9 protein-coding genes are annotated in these 15,521 nt (G+C 66.3%); all 9 read right to left on the reverse strand.

Features of this window, described 5'->3' with window-relative positions; genetic code table 11:
• Window positions 1–18 precede the first annotated feature (18 nt).
• The gene (locus AC5JBD_RS01800; RefSeq protein ID WP_495720046.1) at window positions 19–2,505 is read right to left on the reverse strand and encodes an FtsX-like permease family protein; all 2,487 of its coding nucleotides are present in this window, start codon (window positions 2,503–2,505) and stop codon (window positions 19–21) included.
• A gap of 13 nt (window positions 2,506–2,518) precedes the next feature.
• A complete protein-coding gene (locus AC5JBD_RS01805) occupies window positions 2,519–5,008 on the reverse strand; it encodes an ABC transporter permease (protein ID WP_495720047.1) in 2,490 nt (829 codons plus the stop codon).
• 13 nt (window positions 5,009–5,021) lie between these two features.
• Entirely contained in the window at window positions 5,022–7,502 is a 2,481-nt protein-coding gene (locus tag AC5JBD_RS01810; protein WP_495720048.1) for an ABC transporter permease, read from the reverse strand.
• Between the two features lie 11 nt (window positions 7,503–7,513).
• Entirely contained in the window at window positions 7,514–10,030 is a 2,517-nt protein-coding gene (locus AC5JBD_RS01815) for an FtsX-like permease family protein (protein WP_495720049.1), read from the reverse strand.
• 14 nt (window positions 10,031–10,044) lie between these two features.
• Window positions 10,045–12,549 carry an ABC transporter permease gene (locus AC5JBD_RS01820; RefSeq protein ID WP_495720050.1) on the reverse strand — a complete coding sequence of 835 codons (2,505 nt, stop codon included), beginning with the start codon at window positions 12,547–12,549 and terminating at the stop codon, window positions 10,045–10,047.
• Window positions 12,550–12,676: 127 nt separating this feature from the next.
• Window positions 12,677–13,165 carry a Rid family hydrolase gene (locus tag AC5JBD_RS01825; protein ID WP_495720051.1) on the reverse strand — a complete coding sequence of 163 codons (489 nt, stop codon included), beginning with the start codon at window positions 13,163–13,165 and terminating at the stop codon, window positions 12,677–12,679.
• Window positions 13,162–13,842, reverse strand: a complete 681-nt coding sequence (locus AC5JBD_RS01830) for an ABC transporter ATP-binding protein (protein ID WP_495720052.1) — start codon at window positions 13,840–13,842, stop codon at window positions 13,162–13,164. Before AC5JBD_RS01830 ends, AC5JBD_RS01825 begins: the two co-directional genes overlap by 4 nt.
• A 14-nt stretch (window positions 13,843–13,856) precedes the next feature.
• Window positions 13,857–15,170 carry an efflux RND transporter periplasmic adaptor subunit gene (locus AC5JBD_RS01835; RefSeq protein WP_495720053.1) on the reverse strand — a complete coding sequence of 438 codons (1,314 nt, stop codon included), beginning with the start codon at window positions 15,168–15,170 and terminating at the stop codon, window positions 13,857–13,859.
• A 151-nt stretch (window positions 15,171–15,321) separates the two neighbouring features.
• On the reverse strand, window positions 15,322–15,471 hold the full coding sequence (locus AC5JBD_RS01840) for a hypothetical protein (RefSeq protein ID WP_495720054.1): 150 nt from the start codon (window positions 15,469–15,471) through the stop codon (window positions 15,322–15,324).
• Between the last annotated feature and the right edge of the window lie 50 nt (window positions 15,472–15,521).

Below are 15,521 nucleotides of genomic sequence, written 5' to 3' on the forward strand. Positions count from 1 at the left end.
GGGGAGAGGGCTTTAGGCTCACTCGTATCTCAGCGCGTGGATCGGGTTCAGCCGCGCGACCTTGATGGCGTGTCCGGCGATGGTGCCGATCGCGATCACCAGCGCCAGCAGGCCGGCGAGCAGGAACGGCCCCGGCGTCAGCGCGATCCGCGCGTCGAAGCCGTTCAGCCAGTCGCGCATCACCCACCAGGCGACCGGCCAGGCGATGAGGTTGGCGATCACCACCGGCTTCGAGAATTGCCAGGCGAGCAATTGCACGATGTCCCGTACCCGCGCCCCGAACACCTTGCGAATGCCGATCTCCTTGGTGCGCCGCTCGGCGGTGAAGGCAGCGAGGCCGAACAGCCCTAGGCAGGCGATCAGGATGGCGAGCATTGCGAACGCGGCGAAGGTGGTGCCGCGGGCTTCGTCCGCCCCGTAGAGGCTGGCGAGCTGCTCCTCCGCGAAGCTCGCCTCGAACGGCACTTCCGGGAGGAGCTTTCGCCACGCCTGCTCGACGCCGCGCAGGACCGCATTGGGATCGGCCGCCGCAAAGCGGGCGACGATGTAGCGGTAATAGCCGTCGTCATAATAGACGATCGGCTCCACCGGCTCGCGCACCGAGCGGAAGCGCGTGTCCCTGGCGACGCCGACGATGGTCACCGGGACCGGGCCGATCTCCTCGTTGAAGGCGGCAACGGCGATCTGCTTGCCGATCGCGGCGGCGGGATCGGCGAAGCCCAGGGTCCGGGCCGCGCTTTCGTTGACCACCACGTTCGCGCCGCGCGCGGCGATCGCCCGCGCTGCCACCTCGATCGCCGCCTCGTCGGGGTTCTCGTAGTCGACGAACATCCTGTCCTTGGCGTGGGCGCTGGAGAGCTTGCGCCCGGCCACCGTCTCGATCCGCATCGTGTCGAAGAAGCTCGGCTCGACGCTGTACCAGCCGAGCTTCAGGGTGCCGGGGCGGCCGGGAACGGTGGCCGCGATGTGGAAGGTGGGACCTTCTGCCGGCACGATCTTGGTCGCCGACACGTCGCTCACGCCTTCGATCCTGGCGATCTCGCGGGCGAGCGTCTCCTGGACCTTGCGAACCTCCGGATTCCTTAGGCCGGCGACGGTCAGCAGGCCCTCGCGCTGATAGCCGGGATCGGCGGTGCGGGCGAAGACGGTCTGGTGATAGACGATCGCGGTGCAGGCGATGAGGCCGATCGACACCGCGAACTGCGCCACGACCAAGGCGTTGCGCAGCCGGCCGCTCCCCTCCGGAGCCGCGATGGACTTGTTCGCCTTGAGCACTGCGGCGGGCCGGTAGCGGGCAAGCTGGAAGGCGGGATAGAGCCCGCCCGCAAGGCCGACGATCAGCGTCAGCGCGATCACCGGCAGCGCGATGCCGTCGGCGCCAAGATAGCTGATGTCGAAATCGGCATCGAGGAAGGCGGAGAAAGCGGGGATGGTGAGCTCCACCAGCGCCAGCGCGATCAACATTGCGATCGAGACCAGCAGCATCGATTCGCCGAGGAATTGACCCATGAGCTGGCCCTTGCGCGCGCCGAGCACCTTGCGCACGGCCACCTCCCGCGCGCGCTGGCCGGCACGGGCGGTGGCGAGGTTAACGAAGTTCACCACCGCCATGCCCAGGATCAGCAGCGCGATGATCGTGAAGGTGACGATCGTCCGCATGTCGTTGCCCGGCTCATCGCTGTCCTGCGCGACGCCCAGATGGATGTCGCGGACGTTGGTAAGCCGCCAGTCGGTGGTGGCGCGGAGCGGGGTGCCGGCGACGTCGAGCTGGGGGACGTTGCGCCGCTCCCAATCCGGCATCCGGCTGTGGATCGTCTCGACGTCAACGCCGGGCTTCAGCTTCACATAAGCGGAGCCGTTGACGCAGCCCCAGGGGCAATCCTCCTCCTCGGCCGAGTTGAAGCGGCGGATCATCCTGATGTCCATGTGGCTGTTCTTCGGCAGATCCTCGAAGATGCCGGTGACGCGCAGGTCGAACTTCTTGCTGTCGCGCACGGTCGTGATGGTGCGCCCGACCGCGTCCGGCGTGCCAAGCAGCCGGATGGCTTCGGAGCGGCTCAGCGTCACGCTGTCGGTGTCGCGGAGCGCCGTCCGGCGGTCGCCTTCCACGAAAGGCAGCTGGATGATCGAGAAGAAGCTGCCGTCCACCGCCGCCGCCCTCTCGACAGTCAGCGCCTGGCCGTCCTTCAGGATCACCGCCTCGTCGGTCTCGAACTTGGAGACCTCGAGCTGCGGGAAATCCTTGGCCAGCGCGTCGGCAACCGGGCGCGTCACTGCCGGATAGGCGAAAGGCTCGCCGGTCGTGGCATCGGTGCCGAACGTCTGCACCTGATAGACGCGCTCGGCCTCAGGGAGCCAGGCATCGTAGCTCGTCTCGTAGCGAACGTAGAGCAGCAGCAGCAGCGTCGCCGCAAGGCCGAGCGCGAGGCCGAAGATGTTGATGAACGCGAACGTCCGGTTCTTCGTCAGCGCCCTGAGGCCGACCGTCAGATAGTTGCGCCACATGGCTGCATTCCCCTCATTCGTATCTCAAAGCATGGATCGGATTGGCGCGGGCGACCTTCACAGCGTGTCCCGCGATGGTGCCGATCGCGATCACCAGCGCCAGCAGGCCGGCGAGCAGGAAGGGTCCCGGACCGAGGTCGATGCGCGCGTCGAACCCGTTCAGCCAGTCGCGCATCACCCACCATGCCACCGGCCAGGCAATCAGGTTCGCGATCACCACCGGCTTGGAGAATTGCCACGCGAGCAATTGCACAATGTCCCGCACCCGGGCGCCGAACACCTTGCGGATGCCGATCTCCTTCGTGCGGCGCTCCGCCGTGAAGGCGGCGAGGCCGAACAGGCCGAGACAGGCGATCACAATAGCAAGCAAGGCGAACGCAGCGAAGATCTGCCCCCGCGCACGGTCGGTCTCGTAGAGCTCAGCCAGCCGCTGGTCGGCATATTCGCCCTCATATGGCACCGCGGGCGCGAGCCGCTTCCAAACCTCGCCGACCGCGTGACGAACGGCCTCCGGGTCCTTCGCGTCGTAGCGGACCATCAGGTCCGAATAGATGCCGCGGTCGTAGAAGATCTGCGCCTCGAACTTCTCGCGCAGCGAGCGGAAGCGGCTGTTCTCGACGACGCCGACGATGGTGGCGGGAAGGAGGCCGATCTCATCAGCGTAGAAGTCGAGCCGCACCGTCTTGCCAACCGCGGCCTGGGGCGTGCGGAAGCCCATCTGCTCGGCGGCTAGGCGGTTGACGACGATATTCAGCCCGCGTGCCACCAACGCGCGTTCAGCCGGTGCCACCGCCTCTTCGGGTTCATAGGGCGTCCAGCCATTATCGTTGGCGTAGCGTCGGGAGAGCGCGCGGCCGGCCAGCAGCTCGGCGCCCATGCTCTCGAAGAAGTTCGGCGTGATGCTGTAATTGCCGATCGTGACCGGCTCCGCCCGCCCGTCCACCTGGACGCCCGTGTTCATCGTGGTGTCCGTCGCGGGCACGATGCTGGTGGCGGCGACCGACACGACCCCGTTCACCTTCTCGATCTCGCGCATCAGCGTTTCGGCAAGCGGGACCATCGCCGCCCGGTTCATGTTACCGACCTGGATCAGCCCCTCACGCCTGTAGCCAGGATCCGCCGAGCGCGCATATTCGGTCTGCGCCCATACGATGGCGGTGCAGACGATGAGGCCGATCGAGACGGCGAACTGCGCCACGACCAAGGCATTGCGCAGCCGCCCGGTGCCGAGCGGCTCCGATGATGAACGGTTCGCCTTCAGCACGGCGGCGGGCTGGTAGCGGGAGAGATAGAAAGCCGGGTAGAGCCCCCCCGCCAGGCCGACGATCAGCAGCATCGCCAGGGCCGGCAGAAAGATGCCGTCCTCGCCGAAGTAACTGAGCTTGAAGTCTGCATTTAGGAAGTCGGCGAAGAGCGGCAGCAGCAGCTCGACGAGGGCAAGCGCGGTCACCATCGCCACCGTCGTCAGCAGCATCGATTCGGCGAGGAACTGCACGACCAACTGCTGGCGGCGGGCGCCGAGTACCTTGCGCAGCGCCACTTCCCGCGCCCGCTGGCTGGCGCGAGCCGTGGCGAGATTGACGAAATTGACCGCCGCCATGGCGAGGATCAGGACTGCGACGACTGCGAAGGTGACAATGGTCCGGGGATCGTTGCCGGGCCGCTCGAGCTCGCCCTCAGCCTCGCTGAGATGGACGTCCTTCAGGTTGACCAAGCGCCAGTCGAATGCGTCGCCTTCGCTGGTGCGCATCGCGCCCACCATGCGGGTCGGGATGTTGCGCTTCTCCCAGGCGGGGAGTGCACGCTGGATGTCCTCGGCCGACGCGCCGGGCCTGAGCTTCAGATAGACGAAGCCGTTGATGCAGCCCCAGCCGCATTCTTCCTCCTGTGCCGCGCTGATCCGCCCGACCAGATCGAGCTCGAGATGGCTGTTGCGCGGTATGTCCTCAAAGACGCCGGTGACGCGAAGTTCCGCTTTCTCATCTCCGCGAAGCTGAGTGATGCTGCGGCCGACGACGTTGGTGCTGCCGAACCGGCGCATGGCCTCGGTGCGGCTGAGGACGATGCTGTCTGCTGAGCCCAGCGCGGTCGCGCGATTGCCGGCGACGAAGGGCAGTTGGAGGATCTCGAAGAATCCCGGACTGGCGTAATAGACGTCGGCGTAGCCCGGCTCGCCATTCCGCAGGAAGACCGGCTGCCGGTAGTCGGCGCGCGCGATCGCCTCGATCTGCGGGAAATCCTTGGCCAGGCTCTCGGTGATCACGCCATGAGTGAACTGGCTGACGCTGACCTCGCCCGTTTCGGGATCGGTGTTGACTGCCTGCACCTGATAAACGCGCTCGGCATCGGGGAGCCACTCGTCATAGCTGGTCTCGTAGCGCACGTAGAGGAGCAGCAGCAGGCAGGCCGCAAGCCCAAGCGCAAGGCCGAAGATGTTGATGAAGGCGTAGGTGCGATTCTTGGTCAGCGCCCGGAAGCCGACGGTCAGATAGTTGCGCCACATCCCTTGCATCCCCTCATTCGTATCTGAGTGCGTGGATTGGATTTGTGCGGGCCACCTTCAGTGCGTGGCCGGCGACGGTGCCGATCGCGATGGCCAGTGCGATGAGGCCGGCGAGGACGAAGGGGCCGGGGCCGAGGTCGATCCGCGCGTCGAAGGTGTTGAGCCAGTCGCGCATCGCCCACCATGCCACCGGCCACGCCACCACATTGGCGATGATCACCGGCTTGGAGAATTGCCACGCCAGCAGCTGGACGATGTCCCGCACCTTGGCGCCGAGCACCTTGCGGATGCCGATCTCCTTGGTGCGCCGCTCGGTGGTGAAAGCGGCGAGGCCGAACAGGCCGAGGCAGGAGATGATTACGGCCATCAGCGAGAAGACGGCGAAGATGGCGCCGCGGGTGCGCTCGCGCTCGTAGAGCTCGGCGACCAGATCCTCGGCGAAGGCGGCCTCGAACGGGATTTCGGGGAGGAAGCGGCTCCAGACGCGCTGCAGGCTGGACATCACCTCGGAAGGCACGGCGTCGCGGTAGCGGACGATGAACTGGCTCGTTTTCGCCGGCTCGTAGACGAACACGAGCGGCTCGATCTCGTCGCGGGCGGTGCGGATGCGCGTGTCCTCCACCACGCCGACGATCGTCGCCGGGCTCATCACGTCGGTGCCGGCGACGCTGGCTTTGACCTGCTTGCCGACCACGGCGGCGGGCTGATCGGAGCCGATCTGCTTCGCCGTCCTTCGGTTGATGACGATGTTGATCGGACGCGCCGGATCGAACTCCGCGCCCTCGGCCGGAGCGTCGATCCGGTCGTTGGCGAAGCGGTCGCCGGGGAGACGCCCGGCGAGCAGGCGCATCCCCATCGTCTGGAAGAAGTCGGGATCGGCGCGATAAACGCCGACGTCGGTTGTCTCCGTCGTGCCCGGCCGGGTGATCAGCTGGATCGACTTGTTGGTAGCGGCCACGCCGAGATTGGTGCGGCCGACGCCCGCCACGCCGGGAAGGCGGGCGATCTCGCGCTTCACCGCCTCGGCATTGCCCATCCCGTTGAAGCGCCACGCACCCTGCATCTGGATCAGGCCGTCGCGCTCGAAGCCCGGGTCGACGGTCTGGACGAAGCGCGTCTGCGAATAAACCACGGCCGTGCAGACGATAAGGCCGATCGAGATGGCGAATTGCGTCACGACCAGGACGGCGCGCAGCCGTCCCGAACCCTGGTGTCCCGCCGCCGACTTGTTGGCCCGCAGCACCTTGGCGGGCTGGAAGCGCGAGAGGAAGAAGGCAGGGTAGAGGCCCCCCGCCAGGCCGACGAAGATCGCCAGCGCCAGCATCGGCAGCAGATAGCCCTCGCTGCCAAAATATTCGATCCGGAGGTCGGCTTCCAGGAAGGCGGCGAGGAGAGGGGCGATGAGCTCGACCAATGCGAGCCCGATCAGCATCGCCAGCCCGACGATCAGCAGGGATTCGCCGAGAAACTGGTTCACCAGCTGGCGGCGCGAGGCGCCGAGCACCTTGCGCAGCGCCACTTCATGGGCGCGCTGGCCGGCGCGGGCGGTCGAAAGGTTGATGAAGTTGATCGAGGCCATGACCAGGATCAGCATCGCGACCACCGAGAAGGTGGCGACGGTGCGCGCGTCGTTGCCGGGGCTCATCGCCCCTAGCTGCGCCTCGCCGAGATGCACGTCCGGCACCGGCACCAGTTCCAGGTCCATGATGTCGGCGCGGCTGGAGCTCCGGCCCTCGATCGTCTGGGGCGGGATGATCCGTTTCTCCCAAGCGGGGAGAGCGGCGTTGATCGCCGCCGCGTCTGCGCCGGGGCGCAGCTTCACATAATGATACTGCCCCATCCTGCCCCAGCCTTTGGAGTCGGCGGGGACATCATTGTAGATGTTGGGGTCGAAGCGGGCGATCGTCGCCAGCTGCAGGTGGCTGTTCTTCGGCAGGTTCTTGATGACGCCGGTGACGGTATAGTCGGTCGCGCCGTCCTGCGTCCGCTCGGTGATCACGCGGCCGATCACGTCGAGAGTGCCGAACTGCTTCAGCGCCTCTTCCTCCGTGAAGACGATCGAGCGCACGTTCGGCAGCGCCGTGTCACGCGAGCCGCGCACGAACTCCAGCTGGAAGATGTCGAAGAAGGCGGGATCGACATAGAGCTCGTCGACGAACACCGGCTGGCCGTCCCGCATGATCTGCAGCCGGCTCGGCTGGGCGATCGTCACCGCCTCGATCTGCGGGAAGCCGCCCGCAATCGTGTCGCGCACCGGCAGCGGGCTTGCCTGGTTCTGGGTGACGGGCTGGCCCGGCTCGTGCCAGGTCGCCTGCACCTGGTAGATGCGGTCGCTGTCCGGCAGCCATTTGTCGTAGCTGGTCTCGTAGCGGACGTAGAGCAGGATCAGCAGGCAGGCGGCGAGACCGAGGGCGAGGCCAAAGATGTTGATGAAGGCATAGGTCTTGTTCTTCGCCAGAGAGCGGAGCGCGACGGTCAGATAGTTGCTCCACATGTGCGTGATCCTCACTCGTAGCGAAGGGCGTGGATGGGATTGGCTCGCGCCACCTTGAGGGCGTGGCCGGCGATGGTGCCGATGGCGATGACCAGCGCGAGCAGGCCCGCCAGCATGAAGGGGCCGGGGCCGAGGTCGATGCGGGTGTCGAAGCCGTTCAGCCAGTCGCGCATCACCCACCAGGCGGCAGGCCAGGCGATGAGATTGGCGATGATGACCGGCTTCGAGAATTGCCAGGCGAGCAGTCGCACGATGTCGCGGCTGCGCGCGCCCAGCACCTTGCGAATGCCGATTTCCTTGGTGCGCCGCTCGGCGGTGAAGGCGGCGAGGCCGAACAGGCCGAGGCAGGCGATCACCACCGCGAGAATTGCGAAGGCAGCGAACAGCTGGCCGCGGCCCTCCTCCTTCTCATATTGCTCGCGGACGATATCGTCGGCGAAGCGCCCACTGAACGGCACCTGCGGAATGTTCCGCTTCCACACGGTCTCGATCTGGTCCCGGATCGCCGAGGGGTCGCCGGAATAGCGGACCATGATGTCGCCGAAGCCGTTGCGGCGCATCGTATAGACGATCGGCTGCAGCGGCTCGTGGATCGAGCGGAAGCGCGCATCCTTGACGACGCCGACCACGGTGATTGCCACCAGGCCATATTGGGAGGGGAGCAAGGAGGCGCGTAGATTCTGTCCGACGGCGTCCCCGGGGCTCTTGAAGCCGAGCCGCCGCGTCGCCGCCTCGCTCAGGACGACGTTGATGCCGCGATCGGCGATGCGCCGGAGCGCCGCCTCATAGTCCGGAGCGTCGGGGAAGGGCGTGGTCGTATCGTCGCGGCCCTGCGCCTCGGAGAAGTCGCGCCCGGCGACGATCTCCATGCCCATCGCGCGGAAGAAGTCGGCCTCGACAGCATAATCGCCGATCTCGATGCCTTCGGTCGCGTTGGGCGGGTAGACGTTGCTGACGGAATTGCCGCCGGGATCGATGCTGATCTGCGTGCGGGCGGCTGCCTGAACGCCCGGGACGCGGCGGATCTGCTCGGTCACCTGTCCGTCGCGATTGTCGACGCCGCGATAGCCGAGGTTGCCGACCTGGAGCAGGCCGTCGCGCTTGTAGCCGGCATCGATGGTGCGCGCGTAGACGGTCTGCGCGTAGATGATCGCCGTGCAGATGATAAGGCCGATCGAGACGGCGAACTGCGCCACCACCAGCATGTTGCGCAGCCGCCCGGATCCGGACGAGTCCGCCGCCGACTTGTTCGCCTTCAGGATCTTGGCGGGCTGGAAACGCGCCAGGTAGAAGGCCGGATAGAGCCCGCCGGCCATGCCAACGACGATGACGAGGAGGAGGATCGGCAGGATCACGCCGCCCTCGCCGAAATAGGTGAGCTCGATGTCGGCCTCGAGGAAGGCGTTGAAGGCGGGCAGCAGCAGCTCGACCATGGCAAGCGCCACCGCCATCGCGATCGCCACGACCATCACCGATTCCCCCAGGAACTGGACGACGAGCTGCCTGCGCGAGGCGCCGAGCACCTTGCGCAGCGCCACCTCCCGCGCCCGCTGGGAGGCGCGCGCGGTCGCCAGGTTGGTGAAGTTAACGCAGGCCATGCCGAGCACGAGGAAGGCGATCACCGCGAAGGTGATCACGGTGACGCGGTCGTTCCCCGGTGTCACCGACGCGTCCTGCGCGTCGCCGAGGTGGACGTCGCGGATGTTGACGAGCCGGAAGTCCTGCACATCGCCCGCGTTGGAGCGCTCCTGCCCATTATTCTCGTCCGGGATGTTGCGCTTCTCCCAGGCCGGCATCTGGGCGTGGATCAGCTCCGCATCCTGCGGTGAGCGCAGGCGCAGGTAGTTCCAGCCCTGCTGGTTGTTCCAGCTCGTGGTCGCGCTGAGGCGATCGGCGAACTGCACCCCCAAGTCGAAGCGCGCGACCGCCTCGGCGCTGAAATGCGAGTTCTTCGGGAAGTCCCTGAACACGCCGGTCACGCGATAATCGACGTTGCCCATGTTATCGACGATCGTCAGCGTCTTGCCGATGGCATCGACGGTGCCGAAGCGGCGCCTCGCTTCGCTTTCGCTGAGTGCGATCGAGTGCGTGTCGGGCAGCGCCGTCTGCCAGGTGCCGCGGACGAAGGGCACGCGGAAGATCTCGAACAAATTGTCCTCGACCATCCTGAGATTCTCGATCTCGGAGGCCTGGCCGTCCTGGATCACGATCGGCGAGAAGCCGCGCACCCAGACCAGCTTCTCGACCTGCTGCGGATAATCCTTAACCAGCGCGCGGCCTGCGGCGATGCTGCTCACCTGCAGCTTCATCTCCTCGCCGCCGGTGTCGGTCGCCTCATAGAGGTTCTGGAGCTGGAAGGCATTCTCCGCGCCCTCCATCCACCGGTCGTAGCTGGTCTCGTATCGAACGTAGAGCAGGATCAGCAGGCAGGCGGCGAGGCCAAGCGCCAGGCCGACGACGTTGATGAACGCATAGGTCTTGTTCGATGCCAGGGCACGGAATCCGACCGTCAGATAGTTGCGCCACATGGCTGTCGGCTCCCTTATTCGTAGCGGAGGGCGTGGATCGGGTTCGCGCGCGCCACCTTGAAAGCATGGCCGGCGATGGTGCCGATGGCGATGGCGAGCGCGAGCACGCCGGCCAGCACGAAGGGAGTCGGCCCAAGGTCGATGCGGGTGTCGAACGTGTTCAGCCAGTCCCGCATCACCCACCAGGCGACCGGCCAGGCGATCAGGTTGGCGACGATCACCGGCTTCGAGAACTGCCACGCGAGCAGGCGCACGATGTCATGGCTGCGCGCGCCGAGCACCTTGCGGATGCCGATCTCCTTGGTGCGGCGCTCGGCGGTGAAGGCGGCGAGGCCGAACAGACCGAGGCAGGCGACGACCACCGCCAGGATCGCGAAGCCGGCGAAGGTCTGCGCCCGCGCGTCCTCGGCCTCGTAGAGTTCGCCGACGATCTCCTCGCTGAACTGCGCCTCGAACGGCACCTCGGGGGCGAGCCGCTTCCACACCGCTTCGACGTCGCGCCGGACGCGGGACGGGTCGTTCGCATTGTAGCGGACCAGCATCCAGCCCTGGCCGATGCGGCTGGCCCGGAAGATGATCGGATCGATCGTCTCGCGGATCGACCGGAACCGGCTGTCTTCGACGACGCCGATGATGTTGACGTTCACCACGCCGCCAAATTCCGGATCGGCCAGCAGCTTGATGGTCTTGCCGACGGCAGCCTGTGGAGTGCCCAGGCCGAGCCGACGGACGGCGAGCTGGTTCAGCACCACATTGTAGCCGCGCTCGACCATGGCCCGCTCCGCCGCTTCGTCCTCCGGGAAGGGCGTGGTGGAATCGTCCATCGGCCGGTTCTCGTCGAACAGGCGGCCGGCCACGACTTTGATGCCCATCGTGTCGAAGAAGCCGGTGTCGATGCTGTAATTGCCGATATTGATCGGTTCGTTCCGGCCCGGCATCTGCACGCCGGTATTCTGGTTGTTGCGGGTCGCCACGCCGATGTTTGAGCGGCCGACGTTCGTGACGCCGTCGATCTGCTTGAGCTGGCGGATCAGCGTCTCGGTGATCGGGAACATCTCGCGCCGTCCGACCCCTTCGATCTGCAACAGGCCGTCGCGCTTGTAGCCCGGGTCTGCGGTGCGGGCGTGGACGGTCTGGGCGTAGACCACGGCCGTGCAGATGATGAGTCCGATCGAGACGGCGAACTGGGCGATCACCAGCACGTTGCGGAAGCTGCCCGAGCCGGACGCCTCGGCGGCCGACTTGTTGGCTTTCAGCACCTTGGCCGGCTGGAAGCGCGACAAATAGAAGGCCGGGTAGAGACCGCCGGCGGCGCCGACCAGCAGGACCAGGCCGACGATCGGCAGGATCAGGCCGCCCTCGCCAAAATATGTCATCTCCAGGTCCGCGTCGAGGAAGGCGGCGAAGGGCGGCAGGGCGAGCTCGACGAAGGCAAGTGCGAGCAGCATGGCAAGGCCTGCGACCAGCACCGACTCTCCCAGGAACTGCGTCACCAGCTGCTTGCGGTTGGCGCCGAGCACCTTGCGCAGCGCGACTTCGCGAGCGCGCTGGCTGGCGCGGGCCGTCGCGAGATTGGTGAAGTTCACGCACGCCATTGCGAGGATTAGGGCTGCAATCACGCCGAAGGTGATGATCGAGCCCCGGTCGTTGCCCGGCGTCATCGCCGCTTCCTGCGCCTCACCGAGATGGACGTCGGCGATGTTGACGAGCTTGAACTCGGCGAAATCACCCTGGTTGGTGCGCTGACCGCCGAACACCTGGTCCGGGATGTTGCGCTTCTCGAACGCCTCCATCTGCGCGTTGATCGCTTGCGGGTCGGAGCCTGGGCGAAGCTTCACATAGACCCAGCCGGACTGCCAGCCCCACTGGGTCATGAAGTCTTGCTGGTCTGCCCAATAGGACTTGGGCTCGTAGCGGGCGATCATGGTGGCTACGAAATGCGAGTTCTTGGGCAGGTCCTTGAGAATGCCGGTGACGCGATAGTCGACCTGCTGGCCGCGCGAGGAGAGGGTCAGGGTCTGGCCCATCGGATCCTCGTTGCCGAAATATTTGCGCGCCTCGGTCTCGGTCAGGACGACGGAGCCGACCTCGTCCAGCGCGGTCTCGCTATTTCCTTTCACCAGCGGGAATTGCAGGATCTCGAGCAGGTTGCCGTCGACAAAGCGGAAATCCTCGGTCGCATAGGCCTGGCCGCCCTTTAGCACGACCGGACCCGATGAGAGCGCGTGAACCGCCGTTTCGATCTGCGGGAAGTCCTTCTTCAGCAGGTCCTTGGACACATAGGCCGCCATCTGGAGCTTCTGGACTTCGCCCGCATCCGGATCGGTGAACGAGGTCTGGAACTGAAAGGCCTGGGAAGCACCCGGCAGCGCCTTGTCGTAGCTCAGCTCGTAGCGGACGAAGAGCAGGATCAGCAGGCAGGCGGCGAGGCCGAGCGCCAGGCCGAAGATGTTGATGAAGGCGTAGGTCTTGTTCTTGGTCAGGGCCCGGATGCCGACGGTCAGATAATTGCGCCACATGATTGCTGATCCTTCCCCATCCGTTCGCCCCGAGCTGGTCTAAGGGCCGTCTTGTCTTCTTCCGTTTCCGTCCCTGAGAAGGGCAGGGCTTCGACAAGCTCAGCCCGAGCGGAATTTGTGATCCGACCTAATTCGCTGCCGCTTTTGGCTGCATCGGCCGCCGTGCGGTGATCTTGATCTCAGTGATGCCGTTGCCGAGGATCTTGGCGACGCCGATCGCGGTCCAAGCCGGGTAAGGCGCCTTCACATAGGTCTTGTGGACCTCGGACATCGGCTTGAGCTGCGCCTCCACGTCGGTGTGGAAGCTGGTCATGTCGACGATGTCGTCATAGCTCGCGCCCGCGCGCTTCAGGATCGCGCCGATATGGCGGTAGACCCGGTCGTAGCCGGGCTTCATGTCGGTCTCGCCCGGCGCAGTGCCGGCGACGATGCCGGACAGATAGATGGTATCGCCGACGATGATCGCGTCGCTGAAGCCGTATTCCTCCTGGAACTGCCGCCCGCGCTCGCTTTCGGCCATGAGCACGGTCGCGTCCTTGCGGGCCTGCGCGTCGGCGGGACCGCCGAGCGGCACGACGGCAAGCAGGGCCGCGATCGTGGCGCTGAGGCGCCTCACGCCGCGCGGCGCCGCTCTTGCAGGATGCGACCGTCCAGCATGTTGACGACCCGCCCGGCATAATCGGCATGACCCGGCGAGTGGGTGACCATGACGATGGTCGAGCCTTCGCGGTTCAGCGCCTGGAGCATCTTCATGACCTCCTCGCCATGCTGGGTGTCGAGGTTGCCGGTCGGCTCGTCGGCGAGGATCAGCTTGGGGTTGCCGACCAGCGCGCGGGCGACCGCCACGCGCTGCTGCTGGCCGCCGGAGAGCTGGCTCGGCCGGTGCTTGGCGCGGTGGCCGATGCCGACCTTGTCCATCACCGCATCGGCGCGCTGGCGGCGCTCGGAGGCGGGCACATTGTGGTAGAGGAGGGCGAGCTCGACATTCTCGCGCACCGAGAGCTCGTCGACCAGGTTGAAGCTTTGGAAGATGAAGCCGAGATTCTGCTTGCGGACGTCGGCGAGCTTTCCCTCGGGCAGGCCGGCCACTTCCTGGCCGTTGAAGACGTAGGAGCCGCTCGAGGGGCTGTCGAGCATGCCGATCACGTTGAGGAGCGTCGACTTGCCGCAGCCGGACGGCCCCATGATCGCCACGAACTCGCCCTCGGCGATGTCGAGATCGATCCCGTCGAGCGCGGCGGTTTCGACCGTATCGGTGCGGTAGACCTTGGCGAGATCACGCATCGTCAGCATGGATAGGCTCCCTTCTATTTCGTTTCGAGGTCGAGCCGATCCTTGTCGGCGAAACCGGTGTAAGGTGAGGTGAGGACCTTCTCGCCGGGCTCCAGCCCTTCGAGCACCTCGATGAAGTCGGCGTTGCGGCGGCCGAGCCGGACCAGGCGCTTGACGGCCTCTGACCCATCCGGCGTCACCACGAACACCCAGGACCCGCCGGTCTCGTTGTAGAAGGCGCCGTTCGGGATCAGCAGCGCCGGCGTCGGATCGCCGAGCGTGAGCTTGGTCTGCAGCGTCTGGCCGCGCTGGATATCCGCCGGCTCCGCGCCGACGAAGACGAGGTCGACGGCGAAGGTGCCGTTGCTGACCTGCGGATAGATTTTGGCGACCTTCAGCTGGTAGGTCTTGCCGCCCCAATCGGCGGTCGCCTTCTGGCCCGGCTCGACACGGCCGAGATAGAATTCGTCGACCTGCGCCCTCAGCTTGTTGCGTCCGGCGCTGTCGATCTGGCCGAGGCGCTCGCCCCGGTTCATCGACTGGCCGACCTGGATAGAGAAAGCAGTGAGCTGGCCGCTGACGGGCGCGCGAATGTTGAGCGAGTCCAGCGTCGACCGGGCGATTTCGAGGCTCCCGGCCAGTGACGCGTTGGAAGCGCGGAGCTGGGCGAGCTGGCTCGTCTGCAGCCGCTGGTTGGTGGCGCGCGCCCGGCGGAGCACCTGCGAGCGCCGCAGAGCGGACTGATATTCGTCGCGGCTGTCGTTGTAGATCTTGGCGGGCACGAAGCCGCGCTCATGCAGCGGCTTCTGCAGCTCGAACTGGCGCCTCGCCTTGTCGGCGAGCAGCTCGGCCTCGATCACGGCGCGCTCGTCCTGCATCGAGGTGACCGACAGCGCCAGCTCCTGGCTGCGCATCGAGTTGACCTCGCGCGACACGTCGGCCTGGCGGGCGAGCAGGTTGAGGGCGAGGTCGCTGTTGGAGAGCACCGCGAGCAGCTGGCCCTGCTGGACCATGGCTCCATCCTCGACGAGCACCTTCTCGACCCGTCCGCCCTCGACCGCGTCGAGAAAGACGGTGACGAGCGGCGTGACCGCTCCGCGCAAGGGCAGGAAGTCGTCGAAGCGGCCCTGCGTTACCGTCGAGACGGTGACGCGGTCGGCAGCGACGGTCTGGCTGGCGGCGTCGGGCGCCATCGCATAGAAGCCGGCGGCGCCGAGCACGAGCAGGCCCGCGCCGATCGCGATCTTCACGCGCTGCGGCAGGCCCTTCTTCTCGATCACGCGGTCCATGCCGCCGCCACTCGCGGGCTTGGCCTCGGACGGGCTGGCTTGCATCCTCACTACGCTCATCGACTCCCCTCCGCCGGCATCATCCGCGCTGGCCTGTCCGCTTCCTTCAAGCATCGTGCCAGCAGCCGGCGCATCCTCTGTCATCCCGCTCATCCCTGCCGGCGGCGCGGGCCTGTCCGATTCCGGACAGGAAGCGTCCGCCAGCGGACAATCAGATGTCGGCGAAACCGGCGGCGATCTTCACCGCAGCGAACTCGGTCTCCCCGATCGGCGAGGGCGCCGGCTCGAAGGTGGCGAGCATCAGGAGCGTCGCGACTGCCATCCAGACCGCTCCACCCAAGACCGACTGCAAATTGGACATGATGTTCTCCTCCCGAAAATCGTTGATAACCCCTGTTGCCGGATACTCAG

This window comes from Allosphingosinicella sp., assembly GCF_059502505.1.